Genomic DNA, 14668 nt, shown 5'->3' on the forward strand with positions numbered 1-14668 from the left:
CATGACCACCGACACCACCACCGTGCACCCGGGTACCCCCACCCGCCCCTCCGAAGTCGCCCGCCCCGGTCACCGGAGCGCCGACCGGCTCTACGCCACCGGCATCCGCAACCAGTGGTACGCCGTCTGCCCCTCCGGCTTCGTCCCCGCCGGCGGCATGAAGCGCCTCACCCTCCTCGGTGAGGAATGGCTCCTCTTCCGCCGCGCCGACGGCACCCTCCACATGCTGGAGGACCGCTGCCCCCACCGCGGCGCCCGCCTCTCCCTCGGCAAACACCTCGGCGACCGCATCGCCTGCTGGTACCACGGCGTCCAGGTCGACGGCACCGGCACCGTCGCCGCCGTCCCCGGCCTGCCCGGCTGCAACCTCGAAGGCAAACAGCTCGTCGCCGCCCCCCACGTCATCGAGACCGGCGGCGCGATCCTCGCCTACTTCGGCGACAACGAGCACCCCGAACCCGCACCGCTCGTCCTCCCCGAACACCTCACCGACCCCGGCACCTCCGCATTCCTCTGCTACGCCGAGTGGAACGTCAACTGGCGCTACGCGGTGGAGAACCTGCTCGACCCCATGCACGGCTCGTTCCTCCACCGCGACTCGCACAGCATGGCCGAGGGCCAGACCACCGCACGCTTCCGCATCCGCGAGACCGAACGCGGCTTCTTCTTCGAGAAGACCGACCAGAGCGGCATCAACTTCGACTGGGTCGAGCTCTGCCGCACCGGCGTCGACTGGGTCGACCTCACCATCCCGTACCCGCCGACCGCCGGCCCCGGCGGCCCGTTCGGCATCGTCGGCATGGCCACCCCCATCGACGAGGACCGCTGCGCCGTCTTCTTCTGGCGCTACCGCAAGGTGGCGGACTGGCAGCGCGACACCTGGCGCTTCCTCTACAGGACACTCCTGGAGGACCGCCACTGGGAGGTCCTCGAACAGGACCGCATCATGCTGGAGGACCTGCGCTCCGACGCCGACCAGGCGGAGAACCTCTACCAGCACGACCTCGGCGTGGTCCGGGTCCGCCGCATGTACCGCACGGAAGCGGAAGCCCAGGCGGCAACGGCGGGCGACTGAGCGCCGCCCCCGCGAGGAGATCCTCATTCGCCGGACCGGGCGTCGGCCGCCGCTGACACAAGCGCACCGCCGGCACATCCAGCCCGTCCGGCGATTGAGGACACCCCCCCCGCATCGGGGCACCGGCACCCGTACCCGTACCGGCGCACCGCACCCGCCACCCGCACCGCGGCACCGCACCGCACCCTGCGGAGCACCGCACCGCGCCCCGCCGCTACTCGCCCGACTCCGCCGCCAGCACAGACCGCTCCAGCTTCTCCAGCAGCCCCGCCAACTGCGCGCACTCCGCCGGCGACAACCCCGCCAGCATCCGCCGCTCGTTGTCCAGATGCTCCGAGAACAGCGCGTCGATCACCGACAGGCCCTCGTCCGTCAGCCGCGAATGCACCACCCGGCGGTCCTGCGGATCCCGCTCCCGCCGGATCAGCCCGTCCTTCTCCAGACGGTCGATCCGCAGCGTCACCCCCGCCGAACTGATCAGCCCCGAATCGGCCAGCTCACCCGCCGTACGCCGGAACGGCGCCCCCGCCCGGCGCAGCGCCGTCAGCACATCGAAACCGGCCATCGAGAGACCCTTGCGCTCCACCGGCCGCGAGATCGCCGTGCTGTACCGCAGGAACGCCCGGTGCAGCCGGCCGAACACCTCCAGCGGCGCCGTATCCAGTTCGGGCCGCTCCCGCCGCCAGTCGGCAACGATCGAGGCCACCGCATCCTGCCGCGGCGCGGACCCCGCGGCATCCCCGGACCCCGCCGCGTCCCCGGACCCCCCGGCAACGCCCGAACTCGCGGAAGCCTGCTTCTTCGCCATCCCGGGCACTCCTCCGTGCAGGTACAACGTCGTCAAGAATCTTAGCCCTCAAAGGACCGGGCCCGGCCCTGTCAGCCCAGCGAGAACCCGCCTGCACACCGCCGACCGCATACGGCAGCATGGCTCCCATGTCCGTACTGATGCGCGATGAAGCGCAGGCCCGAGCCCAGTTCCTCGACGTACAGCGGTACACGATCGACCTCGATCTGACCGTGGGGGAGGAGAGCTTCGACTCCCGAACCGTCATCCGGTTCACCGCACTCGCCGACGGTGACACCTTCGTCGAACTCAAGCCCGCCACCTTGCGTGCCATCAGCCTCGACGGGCACCCCCTGGACCCCGCGGACCTCACCGAGAACCGCTTCCCCCTCACCGGCCTCACCGCCGGCCCCCACGAACTGCACGTCGACGCCGCCATGCGCTACTCCCGCACCGGCGAAGGCATGCACCGCTTCACCGACCCCACCGACAACGAGACCTACGTCTACACCCAGCTCTTCATGGAAGACGTCCAGCGCGTCTTCGCCGCGTTCGACCAGCCCGACCTCAAGTCCGTCTTCGACCTCACCGTCACCGCACCCGAAGGCTGGACCGTCCTCGGCAACGGCATCGGCCGGCACACCGGCGACCGCCGATGGACCCTCGCACCCACACCGCCCATCTCCACCTACCTCGTCGCCGTCGCCGCAGGCCCCTGGCACTCCGTGACCACCGAACACGCCGGACTGCCCTTCGGCATCCACTGCCGCCGCTCGCTGGCCCCCCACCTCGACGCCGACGCCGACGAGATCCTCGACATCACCCGCGCCTGCTTCGACCGGTTCCACGAGAAGTTCGACGAGCCCTACCCCTTCGACTCCTACGACCAGGCCTTCGTCCCCGAATTCAACGCGGGCGCCATGGAGAACCCCGGCCTCGTCACCTTCCGAGACGAGTTCATCTACCGCTCCGCCGTCACCGACACCGAACGCCAGACCCGCGGCATGGTCATCGCCCACGAAATGGCCCACATGTGGTTCGGCGACCTCGTCACCCTCGCCTGGTGGGACGACATCTGGCTCAACGAGTCCTTCGCCGAGTACATGGGCTACCAGACCCTCGCCGAAGCCACCCGCTTCACCGACACCTGGGTCGACTTCGGCGTCGCCCGCAAGGGATGGGGATACGACGCCGACCAGCGCCCCTCCACCCACCCCGTCGCCCCCGACCCCGCCGCCGTCCCCGACACCGCGTCCGCGATGCTCAACTTCGACGGCATCTCCTACGCCAAGGGCGCATCCGCCCTGCGCCAACTCGTCGCCTGGCTCGGCGAGAAGGACTTCCTGGCCGGCATCAACACCCACTTCGCCCGCCACAAGTTCGGCAACGCCACCCTCGCCGACTTCATCGACAACCTCGCCTCCGCCACCGACCGCGACGTCCACGCCTGGGCCGACCAGTGGCTGCGCACCACCGGCGTCGACACCCTCACCCCCCACGTCACCGAGGCCGACACCACCTGGTCGCTCACCGTCGACCACCACGGCACCCGCCCCCACCGCATCACCGTCGGCACCTACGACCACACCATCGACACCCAGTCCGGCCCCGACCGCCTCGTCCTGCGCGACCGCTTCGACATCAGCGTCCCCCACGACGACAGCGCGCAGGACGGCCCCACCACCCGTCCCGGCCGGCGTCCCGCCCTCGTCGTCCTCAACGACAACGACCTCACCTACGCCAAGATCCGCCTCGACCCCGAATCCTGGAACACCGTCCTGGACGGCCTCTCCGGCATCCCCGACGCCCTCACCCGCGCCGTCGTCTGGAACGCCGCCCGCGACATGGTCCGCGACGGCGAACTCGCCCCCGCCACCTACCTCGAAGCGGCCCGCACCCACCTCCCGCACGAAACCGACCTGGCCCTCCTCCAAGGCGTCCTCGCCTTCGCGGACACCCAGATCGCCGCACGCTACGTCACCCCCGAGGACCGGCCCGCAGCCCTCGCCACCCTCACCGCCCTCAACCGCGACCTCATCCGCCGCACCGAGGACGGCACTCACCCCGGCCTCCGCCTCATCGCCGTACGCCACCTCATCGACGCCGCCACCCAGCCCGACACCATCCACGGCTGGCTCACCGACGGCACCGTCCCCGGCGGCCCCGAACTCGACCCCGAACTGCGCTGGCGCATCCTCACCCGCCTCGCCGTCCTCGGCGCCACCGACGAGACGGCCATCGCCACCGAACTCGCCGCCGACCCCAGCGCCACCGGCCAGGAAGGCGCCGCCCGCTGCCGCGCCGCGCTGCCCACCCCGGAGGCCAAGGCCGCCGCCTGGCAGGCCATGTTCACCGACGACAGCCTCTCCAACTACCTGTTCACCGCCACCGCCCAAGGCTTCTGGCAGCCCGAACAGACCGACCTCCTCACCCCGTACGTCCCCCGCTACTACCCCGACGCGACCGCACTCGCCGTCCGCCGCGGCCCCGCCATCGCCGAAGCCGCCGGACGCTACGCCTTCCCCGCGTACGCCATCGACGCCGACAGCCTCCACCGCGGCGAACAAGCACTCACCGACCAGGGCCTCATCCCCGCCCTGCGCCGCAAGCTCACCGACCAGATCGACGACCTGCGCCGCGCCCTCACCGTCCGCAACGCGCACTGACCAAGGCGCCGCACCACCGCGCCACGTCCCCAACGAGCCACGGTGCCACCGCGTCAAAGCGCCTGAGTGCCGGGTCACCACCGCACCGGGCGCCACCGAACCAAAGCGCCACCGCACCGAGCACCACCGCCCGGACGCACCACCCGTGCCCGGCCCGCCCTCACTCCGAGGGCGGGCCGGGCACACCCGTATCCGGGGCACACGCCCAACCGGCCACCCATTTCCCGGGCGGCACCCTTCACCGGCCACACCCACATCCCCCGGCCACACCCACAACCGCGCCCCCCGGCCGCGCACCCACTACCACCCGAACCCCTCACCCACGCCCCCAAGCGCCCACCCATCCCCCTTTCGAGTTCAGATCACCAGGCTCCCCGGCAGCGCCCACCGAAACCCGGACAAGCTGGAATGTCCACCCATGCGCACCCGAAGGGCCACCCACCCATGCCCACCCCACCCCTCGCCGGATCCACCACCGGCCCCACCGCCCTGCGCCCCCTCATCGACACCGTCCTCACCGCACTCCAAGAAGGCGCCCGCCGCCGCGACGGCCCCCTCCCCGCCGGCGGACCCGACACCGTCACCACCCACATGCGCACCGCACTCGACCCCGTCATCCCCGAACACGGCACCGGCCCCCACCACGCCCTCGCCACCCTCATCGGCGCCCTCACCGAAGGCGCCGCCGACCCCGCAGACCCCCTCTGCGCAGCCCACCTCCACACCCCGCCCCTCGCCCTCGCCACCGCAGCCGACCTCGCCGCCTCCGCCCTCAACCCCTCCATGGACTCCTGGGACCAGGCCCCCGCCGCCTCCACCCTCGAAGCCGACACCGCCGCCGCCCTCGCCGCCGAGATCTACCCCCACCAACCCCACCCCGACGCCCTCATCACCACCGGCGGCACCGAAGCCAACCAACTCGCCCTGCTCCTCGCCCGCGAACGCCACGGCCCCGTCCAGACGATCACCGGCGCCAACGCCCACCACAGCATCACCCGCGCCGCCTGGCTCCTCGGCCTCCCCACACCCCTCACCGTCCCCGCCCCCGACGGCACCCTCGACCTCGCCGCACTGAACGACACCCTCACCCGGCAACAAGGCCACCGCCTCCTCGTCACCGCCACCGCAGGCACCACCGACACCGGCCAGATCGACCCCCTCACCGACATCGCCGACCTCTGCCACACCCACGGCGCCGAACTCCACATCGACGCCGCCTACGGCGGACCCCTCCTCCTCAGCCCCACCCACCGCCACAAGGTCAACGGCCTCGACCGCGCCCACAGCGTCACCCTCGACCTCCACAAACTCGGCTGGCAACCCGCATCAGCCGGCATCCTCGCCGTCCCCGACCACCGCCACCTCCACGCCCTCCACCACCACGCCCCCTACCTCAACGCCGACGACGACACCCGAGCCGGAATCCCCGACCTCCTCGGCCGCTCCCTGCGCACCACCCGCCGCCCCGACGCACTCAAGATCGCCGTCACCCTCCAAGCACTCGGCCGCACCGGACTCGCCGACCTCATCGACCGCACCTGCGCCGCCGCCCACCACCTCGCCGACCTCATCACCAAAACCCCCGCCCTCGACCTCTACGACCGCCCCACCATCACCACCGTCCTCTTCCGCCCCACAGACGCGGACGACGACACCGTCGCCACCATCCGCCGCACCCTCCTCACCCGCGGCCACGCCGTACTCGGCCGCACCCGCACCCACGGCCACCTCTGGCTCAAAGCCACCCTCCTCAACCCCCACACCACCCCCGACGACCTGAACCAACTCATCGACCTCGTCACCCACCTCACCGCCGAACTCACAGAAAGCAGCACCAACCGATGACAGCCCGGCCCGACCGGCCCACCCCCGACACCGATCAGCCGCACGACCTCATCGGCATCGGCATCGGCCCCTTCAACCTCTCCCTCGCCGCCCTCGCCCACGGCCTCCCCACCCCCCTCACCACCGCCTTCTACGAACAACGCCCCGCCTTCCACTGGCACCCCGGCCTCCTCATCGACGGCGCCAGTCTCCAAGTCCCCTTCCTCGCCGACCTCGTGACCCTCGCCGACCCCACCAGCCCCTGGACCCTCCTCAACTACCTACGCACCCGCGAACGGCTCTTCCCCTTCTACTTCGCCGAGCGCTTCCACATCCAACGCGCCGAATACGACGCCTACTGCCGCTGGGTCAGCCAACAACTCCCCGACCTCCACTTCGGCCACCAGGTCGACGCCATCCGCTGGAACCCCGAACACGCCCACTTCGAAGTCGACTTCACCCAACTCGGACCCGACGGCGAAGCAGAAGCCCTCGGCCGCGCCCACACCCGCCACATCGCCCTCGGCATCGGCACCGAACCCCACATCCCCGACCCCCTCAAACCCCTCACCGACGCCGGAACCGCCCCCGTCATCCACTCAGCCGACTACCTCCACCACCGCCAACAACTCCTCGACGCCGAACACATCACCGTCATCGGATCAGGACAATCCGGCGCCGAGATCTTCCTCGACCTCCTCCGCGCCCGCCCCGCAGGCCACGAAAAACTCCACTGGCTCGCCCGCACCCCCGCCTTCGCCCCCATGGAGTACTCCAAACTCGGCCTCGAACACTTCACCCCCGACTACACCCGCTACTTCCACGCACTCCCCGAACCCGTACGCGACCAACTCGTCCCCCACCAATGGCAACTCCATAAAGGCATCGACCACGACACCATCACCGCCATCCACGACGAGCTCTACCGCCGCACCCTCCACGGCGGCTGGCCCGACGCCACCCTCACCCCCGGCGTCCACGTACGCACCGCAGGCCGCCTCGCCACCACCCGCGTCGAACTCCACCTCGAACACACCCAACAAGGCACCCGATCACGCCTCACCACCGACGCCGTCGTCCTCGCCACCGGCTACCGCGAACGCCCCCTCGACCAGATCCTCGGCAACCTCGGCACCCACCTGCGCCGCGACACCGCCGGACGCCCCCGCATCGACGACCAGTACCGCCTCGACCTCGACCCCGCCATCACCGGCAACATCTACGTACAGAACGCCGAACGCCACACCCACGGCGTCGGCGCCCCCGACCTCGGCCTCGCCGCCTGGCGCAGCGCCACCATCCTCAACAACCTCACCGGCACCACCCCCTACCCCCTCCCGCAACGCACCGCCTTCACCACCTTCGGCCTCACCCCCCACCAGCCGAACATCCCCGCACAACCCCCCGTCCTCGTCCCCCTCGTCCAAGGCAACTGACCAGGGCCGCTGACCAGGCGACTCACACACAGAAAGCGGCCGCCCCTCTCCCGTGACAGGAGAACGGCGGCCGCCTCACGCACACCCGGCGCCAAAACGAACGACTGTGACGAGACCGGCCGCACCCCCCAACATTGTCGAGGTCACGTCACCAACTGATGCGGCTTCCGCACAACGCTGGGCCGCAGCAGCCGCACCCGCCATCGTGGTGACCCGTCAGCAGCCGCAGCCCGCACCCCAGGAACGACAGCACCCACCGCCCTGGACAGCACACGGCCGGCGAACCACACCACGGAACCAACGGGGGAACCATGACTCTTCGCAACCGGCTCACACGCCGCACGCAGATCGCCCTCATCGGCGTCGCCGCCGGAGGCGTCGCGGCCGCAATCGCCGTCATACCCGCGCTCGCCGACAGCGACCCCGCACAGCCGGCCACCGCCGCCGCCCGGAACGACACCGACTACGGCCCCGAACCCGAAGCCGACAGCACACTCGTCACCCAGGCCAACGACTTCACCACCATGGCCACAGCCACACTCTCACCCGACACCATGATCAACCGAGCCCGCACCTGGCTCACAGCCAACAACGGACACGCAGTCCCCTACAGCATGGAACGCACCTGGAAGGACGGCTACCGCCAGGACTGCTCCGGCTACGTCTCCATGACACTCGGCCTCGGAAAGCCCGGCCTGAACACCGTCGGCCTGGCAGACTCACGCAACGGCGTCACCAAGCGGCTCAGCAGCGTGAGCCAGCTCAGGAAGGGTGACCTGCTGATCGACTACAGCACCACCGACGGCGACTTCCGCCACGTGGTGATATTCGAGAAATGGGCCAACACCTCCCACAGCGCCTACTGGGCATACGAACAGCGCGGCACCTACGGCACCACCCACCGGCAGCTCAAGTACGGCATCGGCAGCGACCACTACGACCCCTTCCGCCCGCTCAAGCTCAGCGGCGGCAGCAGCGGCGGCGGCGGCGGCGGACAGGTCCCCGCCCCCAGCGCCTCCTGGCCCACCCTCAAGAGCGGCTCCAAGGGCGCCGACGTGAAATCCGCCCAGCAACTCCTGACCGCGCGGGGCTACACCGTCGCAGCCGACAGCAGCTACGGCCCGAAGACCCGCGCCGCAGTGATCCGATTCCAGAAGTCCCGGTCCCTCACCGCAGACGGAGTCATCGGCCCCAACACCTGGTCCAAACTGACCACCACGGTCAAGTACGGCCAGTCCGGCCAGGCAGTGAAGGCCGCACAGACACAACTGAACGTCTACGGCTACAGCATCGCCGTCGACGGCAAGTTCGGCGCCAAGACCAAAACGGCAGCCACGGCCTTCCAGAAGAACCACCACCTGGCCGTCGACGGCGTCATCGGCCCGAACACCTGGCGCACCCTGCTCGGCACCCGCTGACACCAGCACCACCGCAACGCCCAACGGCTCCTTCCCGCCGCACCCGCGGCGGGAAGGAGCCGTCATCACACACGAAGAAGAGGCCTAGAACACCGGCGAACCATCCCGCGTCAGACGCCAGTCCACCGAAGCGAACGCCGCACCGTCCACCGAACCCTTCGCCTGCACCCACGCAATGATCGTGTTCCGGATCTCCTCCGAATTCGCCCACAACTGCTTCGCAGCCGGCACATGCGGGAAGTTACCCCCACCGCTCGCCCGGTAGTTGTTCACCGCCAGCACGAACTGCGCCGCCGGATCGATCGCCTTCCCCTCGAACGACAGGTTCACAATCCGCGAACCATTCGGCTTCGCGATGTCGATCTCGTACGTCAGACCGGACACCGCGTCGTAGTTGTAGTCCGGAGTGTTGTCCGCGTTCGTCAGCTTCGCCGTATCCACCGGCGCACCCGCCGCCGTCTGCACGTAATACCGCGCCGAGAACTCCAGATAATCCCTGATCTGCGCGCCCGTCACCAGCCGTGCCTCAAGCGTGTTCTCGAACGGATACAGACCCGCCGCATCCTTGATCGTCACATTCCCCGCAGGAATCTGCGCCGTACGCGAGAAACACGACGCCTGCGACAGCACCGGCAGCGCCGCGTACTCACCGCCGGCCAGCGCCGCCTTCACCGTCTCCGCCTGGACGACATTGATCAGATCGATGATCGGCTCGTCCTTCCACGCCGCCTCGGCCGTCGTCATCGCCGCAGTCGACGTACCGATCACCTGGTTGACGTACGCGACCACCTTCGTGTGCTCGTCCGCCAGCATCTTCGTGATCTTCGGGTCCTCCGCCACCGTGTTGGAGTTCAGCACCTGCGAACCGGCCTTCTCGACCACCCAGCGCCCCTTCTCCCACACCAGGTCGAAGTCGAACAACGTCAACCGCTGCCCCCACTTCAACGGCTCCGACAGCACGACCTTCTTGCCGGTCTCCTTGTTCTCCACGAAGTACTCGGGAATCTCCAGGTGCGCGTGACCGACCAGAATCGCGTCGATCCCCGGCACCTGCTCCGCCACCAGACCCGCCGCGTTCTCCACGTACGGAATCTGATCGCCGTACGACGACGTCCCGCTGTTCCCCGAGTGCGCCGACACGATCACCACGTCCGCACCCATCGAACGAAGCCGCGGCACGTACTTCGCCGCCTGCTCCTCAAGGCCGGGGAACACCATCTTCCCGCCCACATTCGCCTTGTCCCAGATCGCGATCCCCGGGTTGGTGAGACCCAGAATCGCCACCTTCACATCCCGGCCGTGCGGCGTACGCAACCTCTTGATCACATACGGCGCGAACGCCGGCCGCAGCGTCTTCGCATCCAACGCGTTCGCACCCAGCAGCGGGAAATCACACTGCTCCTCGAACTTCCGCAACACCGGAATGCCGTAATTGAACTCGTGGTTGCCCAGCGCCGCCGCGTCATAACCGATCGCGTTCATCGCCTGCGCCATCGGATGCACCGGCCCGCGCTTCGCCGTGATCGGATCGATCTTCGCGTAGTAGTACGACAACTGCGTACCCTGGATCGTGTCACCCGCATCGATCATCAGGGTGTTGTGACGGCCCTTCTCCCGGCGGACCTGATCCACCAGCGTCGAGATCTTCGCCAGACCGACGTCGTTGTGCGCCTTGTCGTCGAACTCCTTGTCGGTGAAGTAGTCCCAGTTGAAGACGTTCCCGTGCAGGTCCGTCGTCCCCATCACGGTGAACGAGTACCGCTTCGGCGGACGCCCGTGCTCGTGCCCGTGACCATGCGCCGCCGCCGGCCCCGCAGCACCGCCCACGATCGCCACACCGGCCCCGGCCGCAGCCGATGTGCCCAGGAACGTCCTTCGGTTCAGCGGCATCTCGTCTCCCACATCTCTGTTCTCTCCGTGCACAGTTCTGTCCGTACACAACGCGCGTAGACCCCACGCACGCGTGGACAACGCGCGTAGATAATCACCCACGCACCGCCCCCGGCAACACCCCCGGCAGGTTGCTATTCGATGACCCCCACACCCTCATCCGGTTGCCACCGCGAACTCTCAGCCGACACCACCCGCCCCCACGGCGCAGGAACCCACCACCGAACGCTCATCCGAGCACCCCGCCGCACAATTCAACACTTGTCAAAAACCCTTCACCCAAAGGACGTTGACCAGTCATGCGCGGCCAATTAACTACCCGTAGGTAAGGTTTAGGCTCGCCCTATGCGCCGAGCCAAAATCGTTTGCACCCTAGGACCCGCCACCGACACATACGACCAGATCAAAGCTCTGGTCGACGCCGGAATGGACATCGCCCGACTCAACCTCAGCCACGGCACCTACGCCGAACACGAAGACCGCTACCACCGCGTACGCAAAGCATCCGACGAAGCCGGCCGCAGCGTCGGCATCCTCGCCGACCTTCAAGGTCCGAAGATCCGCCTCGGACGCTTCCGCGAAGGACCCGTACTCCTTGAACGCGGCGACGACTTCACCATCACCGTCGAACCCATGGAAGGCGACCGCCACGCCTGCGGCACCACCTACACCGGCCTCAACGCCGACGTCACCGCCGGTGAACGCATCCTCATCGACGACGGCCGCGTCACCCTCGAAGTCACCGGAGTCGACGGCCCCCGCGTCCACACCACCGTCATCGAAGGCGGCATGGTCTCCGACCACAAAGGCCTCAACCTCCCCGGCGTCGCCGTTTCCGTCCCCGCCCTCTCCGAAAAGGACATCGAAGACCTCCGCTGGGCCCTGCGCACCGGCGCCGACATCATCGCCCTCTCCTTCGTCCGCAGCGGACGCGACATCGAAGACGTGCACCGCATCATGGACGAGGAGGGCCGCCGCCTCCCCGTCATCGCCAAGGTCGAAAAGCCCCAGGCCGTCGACAACATCGACGACATCGTCGCCGCCTTCGACGGCATCATGGTCGCCCGCGGCGACCTCGGCGTCGAAATGCCCCTCGAACAGGTCCCGATCGTCCAGAAGCGCGCCATCAAGCTGGCCAAGCGCAACGCCAAGCCGGTCATCGTCGCCACCCAGATGCTCGACTCGATGATCGACAACTCCCGCCCCACCCGCGCCGAGGCCTCCGACGTCGCCAACGCCGTCATCGACGGTACGGACGCCGTGATGCTCTCCGGCGAGACCAGCGTCGGCAAGTACCCCATCGAGACCGTCCGCACGATGTCCCGCATCGTCGAAGCGGCCGAGGAGGACATCCTCGCCAAGGGCCTCCCGCCCCTCACCGACCGCAACAAGCCCCGCACCCAGGGCGGCGCGGTCGCCCGCGCGGCAGCGGAGATGGGCGACTTCCTCGGAGCCAAGTTCCTGGTCGCCTTCACCCAGAGCGGCGACACGGTCAAGCGACTCTCCCGCTACCGCTCACCCATCCCGCTCCTGGCCTTCACCCCGGACCCCGCCACCCGCTCCCAGCTGAACCTCACGTGGGGCGTGGAGACGTTCCTGGGGCCGCACGTGGACTCGACGGACGCGATGGTGGCGCAGGTCGACGAGGAACTGCTGAAGATCGGCCGCTGCCAGAAGGGCGACGTCGTCGTCATCACGGCAGGCTCCCCGCCGGGCGTAGCGGGCTCGACGAACCTGGTGCGGGTGCACCACATCGGCGAGGACGACAGCCCGAAGTAGGGGGCGCGCTCAGTATTTCGGCCCGACGTGTGCGTCCATGAGCGCTACGGATGCCCGTCGGGCTACGGAGATGTTGTACTCCTTGCCCGCGCGGGTGCAGTGCGTCCATTCGATGCCGAGCTTGTCGAGAGTGTCCGTGTAGAGCCTGCGGATGTCGTCCGAGACGTTGGTGAACCAGTACCGCGGATACTCGTACCGCTTCTTTACGCCGCCGACGACCCGGGTGGTCCAGTTGATGTTCCGACAACCGTCGGAATGGATCAGGCCGCGGATGAAGTCCCAGGGGTGGGCGTCGACGATCTCCTGCTGCCAGGACTCGAGGGTGATGAGGCGATCGTGCTTCTTGCCGGGGCCGTGTTGCGGGATGAGGCACGTCCAGTGCTTGGTGTAGGACTTGATCTCGATACAGCCGCTTTTGTGGCGCCTGCCCGTGCGTGGCATAGGCATTACCTGGAGGATTGCCCATTCGGCTTCATCGATCAGGCCCGGGTATGCCTCGCCGCAGAAGATCGACAGGTGATGTTGCTTCGGCTTGGAGATGATGTGGCCGTCGCCCAGATAGAGGCCCAGTAAGTAGGCGTAGGCGCCGCGATCGAAGTCGCGCCCGGTGCAGATCGGGCAGTCTGTCGGCTGCACGTAGTGAACTCCGCGCAGCTTGCGGTCCTCATGCAACCACCACCCGACTGTTCCGCGAGGAACATTGAGGAGCTCTGCAACCGCTCGATTTGTACTGCCGCTCCTCAAGAGGGCAAGAGCTTCGTCACGTATCGACAGATTGTGCTGTTCCATGCACTGAAGTCTTGTGCGACTCTCGCCGGCGCGTGCCCATCAAACGGGTGCGTTCATCAGCAAGGGTGAAGATCGTCAAAACGTGCATAGACCTTGGAATCGAAGGAGAAGTGCCCCGAGTCGGATTCGAACCGACGCTGGATGGGTTTTGAATCCATGGCCTCTACCGCTGGGCTACCGGGGCCCCTTCGAAACGAAGGATGCGTGAGCCCCTCCGTGCCTCAAACATACCGTAACTAGGTAGGCTCTTGGGAGCAGCACCCCTGTCTTGACCAAGGAGCCCCGTGACCACCCCCGAGTCGCCCCAGCCCGTAGACGCCGCCGACGACGACAAGTCGCACGTCCCGCCGCTGACGACCCGCGTCGTCATCGCCGAGGACGAGGCGCTGATCCGCCTCGACCTCAAAGAGATGCTCGAAGAAGAGGGGTACTCGGTCGTCGGCGAGGCCGGAGACGGGCAGCAGGCCGTCGAGCTGGCCCGGGAGCACAAGCCGGACCTGGTGATCCTCGACGTGAAGATGCCGGTCCTCGACGGGATCTCCGCCGCCGAGAAGATCGCCGAGGAGTCCATCGCACCCGTCCTCATGCTCACCGCGTTCTCGCAGCGCGACCTCGTGGAGCGGGCCCGGGACGCCGGGGCGATGGCGTACCTCGTGAAGCCGTTCAGCAAGAGCGACGTGGTGCCGGCCATCGAGATGGCGGTGTCGCGGTTCGCGGAGCTGAAGGCGCTGGAGGGCGAGGTCGCGGACCTGTCGCAGCGGCTGGAGACCCGGAAGCTCGTGGACCGGGCCAAGAGCATCCTGCAGACGGATTACGGGCTCTCGGAGCCCGCCGCGTTCCGGTGGATCCAGAAGACGTCGATGGACCGGCGGCTGTCGATGCAGCAGCTGGCGGAGGCGCTGATCGAGGACGCCGAGGAGAAGAAGCGCGCGGCCGAGTAGCCGCAGACGTACTCGTACACGAGGAAGGCCCGCGTCCCGGACATCCGGGGCGCGGGCCTTCTC

The 14668-nt window shown here is 68.4% G+C and carries 10 protein-coding genes and 1 tRNA gene; 7 read left to right on the forward strand and 4 right to left on the reverse strand.

Annotated elements, in window-relative coordinates; genetic code table 11:
* Window position 1: 1 nt before the first annotated feature.
* Complete coding sequence (locus tag ACGFZA_RS33950; protein WP_385282485.1) at window positions 2-1075, forward strand: Rieske 2Fe-2S domain-containing protein; 1074 nt, start codon at window positions 2-4, stop codon at window positions 1073-1075.
* Between the two features lie 214 nt (window positions 1076-1289).
* Here ACGFZA_RS33950 and ACGFZA_RS33955 read toward each other — a convergent pair whose 3' ends face one another.
* Complete coding sequence (locus tag ACGFZA_RS33955; protein ID WP_385282488.1) at window positions 1290-1781, reverse strand: MarR family winged helix-turn-helix transcriptional regulator; 492 nt, start codon at window positions 1779-1781, stop codon at window positions 1290-1292.
* A gap of 230 nt (window positions 1782-2011) precedes the next feature.
* Here ACGFZA_RS33955 and pepN point away from each other — a divergent pair, with 230 nt between their 5' ends.
* The 4 genes from pepN (at window position 2012) to ACGFZA_RS33975 (ending at window position 9206) form a co-directional block, all read left to right on the forward strand.
* Window positions 2012-4528, forward strand: coding sequence for an aminopeptidase N (gene pepN, locus ACGFZA_RS33960; RefSeq protein ID WP_393684241.1), 2517 nt, complete (start codon window positions 2012-2014; stop codon window positions 4526-4528).
* Between the two features lie 444 nt (window positions 4529-4972).
* Window positions 4973-6373 carry a pyridoxal phosphate-dependent decarboxylase family protein gene (locus ACGFZA_RS33965; protein ID WP_393684243.1) on the forward strand — a complete coding sequence of 467 codons (1401 nt, stop codon included), beginning with the start codon at window positions 4973-4975 and terminating at the stop codon, window positions 6371-6373.
* Window positions 6370-7788: a lysine N(6)-hydroxylase/L-ornithine N(5)-oxygenase family protein gene (locus ACGFZA_RS33970; protein ID WP_385282496.1), complete on the forward strand. Its 1419-nt coding sequence runs from the start codon at window positions 6370-6372 to the stop codon at window positions 7786-7788. The genes ACGFZA_RS33965 and ACGFZA_RS33970 overlap by 4 nt, the downstream gene beginning before the upstream one ends.
* A 311-nt stretch (window positions 7789-8099) precedes the next feature.
* On the forward strand, window positions 8100-9206 hold the full coding sequence (locus ACGFZA_RS33975; protein WP_393684246.1) for a peptidoglycan-binding protein: 1107 nt from the start codon (window positions 8100-8102) through the stop codon (window positions 9204-9206).
* 84 nt (window positions 9207-9290) lie between these two features.
* Here ACGFZA_RS33975 and ACGFZA_RS33980 read toward each other — a convergent pair whose 3' ends face one another.
* Window positions 9291-11096: a bifunctional metallophosphatase/5'-nucleotidase gene (locus ACGFZA_RS33980; RefSeq protein WP_393684409.1), complete on the reverse strand. Its 1806-nt coding sequence runs from the start codon at window positions 11094-11096 to the stop codon at window positions 9291-9293.
* A gap of 345 nt (window positions 11097-11441) precedes the next feature.
* Here ACGFZA_RS33980 and pyk point away from each other — a divergent pair, with 345 nt between their 5' ends.
* Window positions 11442-12875 (forward strand): pyruvate kinase, encoded by a 1434-nt coding sequence (pyk, locus tag ACGFZA_RS33985; protein ID WP_385282504.1) that lies wholly within the window; start codon window positions 11442-11444, stop codon window positions 12873-12875.
* 9 nt (window positions 12876-12884) lie between these two features.
* Here the strand turns inward: pyk and ACGFZA_RS33990 are convergent, their stop codons facing one another.
* The gene (locus tag ACGFZA_RS33990; RefSeq protein WP_393684249.1) at window positions 12885-13664 is read right to left on the reverse strand and encodes a helix-turn-helix domain-containing protein; all 780 of its coding nucleotides are present in this window, start codon (window positions 13662-13664) and stop codon (window positions 12885-12887) included.
* Window positions 13665-13775: 111 nt separating this feature from the next.
* A tRNA-Leu gene (locus ACGFZA_RS33995) sits at window positions 13776-13848 on the reverse strand.
* Between the two features lie 100 nt (window positions 13849-13948).
* Here ACGFZA_RS33995 and ACGFZA_RS34000 point away from each other — a divergent pair.
* Window positions 13949-14605, forward strand: a complete 657-nt coding sequence (locus ACGFZA_RS34000) for an ANTAR domain-containing response regulator (RefSeq protein ID WP_385282511.1) — start codon at window positions 13949-13951, stop codon at window positions 14603-14605.
* Window positions 14606-14668 lie beyond the last annotated feature (63 nt).

The organism is Streptomyces sp. NPDC048211, from assembly GCF_043202315.1.
GTDB lineage: Bacteria > Actinomycetota > Actinomycetes > Streptomycetales > Streptomycetaceae > Streptomyces.